The 2,690-nt window shown below is 40.9% G+C and carries 4 protein-coding genes; all 4 read left to right on the forward strand.

What is annotated here, in order from left to right; genetic code table 11:
* Positions 1 to 162 precede the first annotated feature (162 nt).
* The 4 genes from BM299_RS18600 to BM299_RS18615 all read left to right on the forward strand — a co-directional run bounded on the left by BM299_RS18600 (position 163) and on the right by BM299_RS18615 (position 2,344).
* Entirely contained in the window at positions 163 to 561 is a 399-nt protein-coding gene (locus BM299_RS18600; RefSeq protein ID WP_131820692.1) for a hypothetical protein, read from the forward strand.
* Between the two features lie 282 nt (positions 562 to 843).
* Entirely contained in the window at positions 844 to 1,314 is a 471-nt protein-coding gene (locus BM299_RS18605) for a hypothetical protein (protein ID WP_092488005.1), read from the forward strand.
* The gene (locus tag BM299_RS18610) at positions 1,304 to 1,603 is read left to right on the forward strand and encodes a recombinase family protein (RefSeq protein WP_114340155.1); all 300 of its coding nucleotides are present in this window, start codon (positions 1,304 to 1,306) and stop codon (positions 1,601 to 1,603) included. Before BM299_RS18605 ends, BM299_RS18610 begins: the two co-directional genes overlap by 11 nt.
* Before the next feature lie 78 nt (positions 1,604 to 1,681).
* Positions 1,682 to 2,344 (forward strand): hypothetical protein, encoded by a 663-nt coding sequence (locus BM299_RS18615; protein ID WP_092488008.1) that lies wholly within the window; start codon positions 1,682 to 1,684, stop codon positions 2,342 to 2,344.
* The last annotated feature ends 346 nt before the right edge of the window (positions 2,345 to 2,690 follow it).

Below are 2,690 nucleotides of genomic sequence, written 5' to 3' on the forward strand. Positions count from 1 at the left end.
CTCTATGGTGGGGTAATACAAAGTCGTCCTCTGAAATCCTTGGTATTACTGGACTCAGGCGTTTTAGACGCTGCTATTTCGTAAACTACTGCTAGAGAGAATCTTGCCCGGTAATCTAGGAAAGCTGTTGCGATTCACTACGGTCAGTTTTTGGACGAACCTTTGGATACAACTGAAAAAGAGTTTGCCTGGAGCAATCTTATAACACTGTTGGATTCTCAGGATGAGGTCCAATATCCATACAATATAAAAGAAATTGTTGATGAGATGTTTGGCAAGTATAACGACAGAAAGTGGCTGGAACTAAGTGAAAAAGCCAAAAGTGTTACGGACAAAATCTTGGAAAGAACTTCAGAACCAAGTGATTTTGTTAAAAGCGAAATGAAAGTCAAACTTGAAGAATATGAGAAAACGCCCCAAAATCAAAGTTTCCTGGAATTTCAAAAATTTACGAAGGATAATTTGGCTCCTCTTTTCAAAGAAGTTGATCAATATGTAGCCATTCTTAGCAGGAGATTTGAGAAGTTTAACAAAATCTTGCACAAGGATGCGCAATTGTAAAAAATCATATGGGTATTCAAGAGGAAGCTTCAATAGGAGGCTTCCTTTTTTGATACCAACTTTTAAAGCCGAGACGAAAATTATGTTTTTAAGTGAGTTATATGTCCTTTCCATGAAGATAGAAAAAGCAACATAGGGGAACAAATTTATGTTACATTTCGGGATGTAATTATATTTCTGAAAATCAGCGGTTGTATTTTCTAACGAAGATACTCCGCTTTTTTTGTGCCCTTTTTTAGGGCTTCGAATTAATCATGTCAATAAAGAATGGAGGAATTCAAAATGGCAAACGAAACAATGCGTATTTTTTTCCCTTTGAAGATCATCACTTACCCTCAAGGCGAGTACGGATTGGATGACAATCCGCTGGAGATTACGCCTGCAGAGGCTGTGGTATATGAGGACGCTATCCTCGCCGCCATTGCAAAAGAAAACCGTCTCTTTGAAAATGACCGAGGACTTGCAGAATACATCCATGACGAGTCAATAAATAAAAAGGTGTATATCCTGTACCCGTCAGTTGAAATCGTCGACGGTGAGCTGTGGGGAGTCATGACCGCAGGGTTAAGAGACCCCCTTTCAGGTGAAGAAACCGCCGAGCTTCTTGACTTTGTGACTGGACAAAACAGTGACGGCTACGGCGAAGGTCTTGAACAGTGTCCGATTAAAACTCCTGACGGCGAGATCTACATCAGCTTTTGGAATCATGAAAACTATTCCTTAAACTTTTACAGAAGATTTTATGACGGGTAAAAAAGCCAAGAATATCGGACAACGCAACAGGTATTATGTAAAAGAAAGCCATCCGGCGATTGTTACTGAAGAAGTGTTCGATTTGGTGCAGGAAGATATGGCCAAGCGTGCAAGATTACTTCATAAAGATGATGGCATAGTAGAATCCAGCACCAGTAAATATAACGGGAAATACCTTTTGAGGAATTTGCTCATATGCGGCGATTGTGGTGCATCTTTTCGGAGAAGAACGGAAAGAGGCAAGGTTGTTGTAACCGGTAAAATAAACTTAACAACTTTCAGCAAATAACAATCAACAATATTTACCACAAAGCACCAATTCCGGTATGATTGAGCTGGAAAAAATCAATCATACGGGGAGAGGTATATGAATCGAGAAGAAAGGTGGCAAATGTACTCAAAAATCCATGAATTAAAAAGACTTAATCTGAAAGTGTCCCAGATAGCAAGGCATGCTGGTGTTTCCAGAAACACTGTCTACAAATACATTAACATGATGCCGGAAGAATATCAGCAATACCTAGAGAGGAGGGAAACCAGAAAGAAGAAGCTCGATGATTATCATGGCGAAATACTGGGCTGGCTAAAAGAATATCCCGATTTATCTACAGCCCAGGTTTATGACTGGCTGCAAGAACAATACACCGAAATTAATGTTTGCGAAAGAACTGTGGGTAATTTAGTTAACCAATTGAGAAAGGAGCATGCCATACCGAAAACCGTGTATAAAAGACAATATGAAGCCATTCCTGACCCGCCCATGGGGTATCAGGTACAAGTGGATTTTGGTGAAAAGAAGCTAAAAGACCCTGATGGAATATTGCACAAGCTATGGTTCATTGCTTTCGTGCTCTCTAACTCCCGGCAAAAGTATGTGGAGTGGCTGGACCGGCCATTTACTACGGCAGATTTAATAAGAACACATGAAAATTGTTTACGATACTACAATGGAATGCCAGTGGAATTTGTGTATGACCAGGATCACCTCATACTGGTAAGCGAAAACCATGGCGACCTAATATATACCTAATAGTGATAGGTAAGGACGCTCCGACGGCATTACCCGTCCGGGCTCCTTTTCCCCCACTTCACACCGTGCGTGCGCCTTTCAACGCACACGGCGTTCCATCAAACAACTTCTGGTTTCTGATTGAGCTTGTTCCTAAACTTGAGAATCTTGTTATAGGTCTTCTTGCTGACCAGATGTGAAACGTCCTTGGTGCTGTGAATCAGGTCATGGCACCATTTATGGGTAGATGCAAGGTTGAGTACTTTGTTAATTGTAGATCGTAAAATAGAATTGACCCCCGATCGTCAAGTAAAACTGACCCACCCTATGATAAAATCTCCCTCGAAAGGGGGATGTAAAAGAGGTG

The sequence above is a fragment of the Desulfoscipio geothermicus DSM 3669 genome, from assembly GCF_900115975.1.
Classification (GTDB): domain Bacteria; phylum Bacillota; class Desulfotomaculia; order Desulfotomaculales; family Desulfallaceae; genus Desulfoscipio; species Desulfoscipio geothermicus.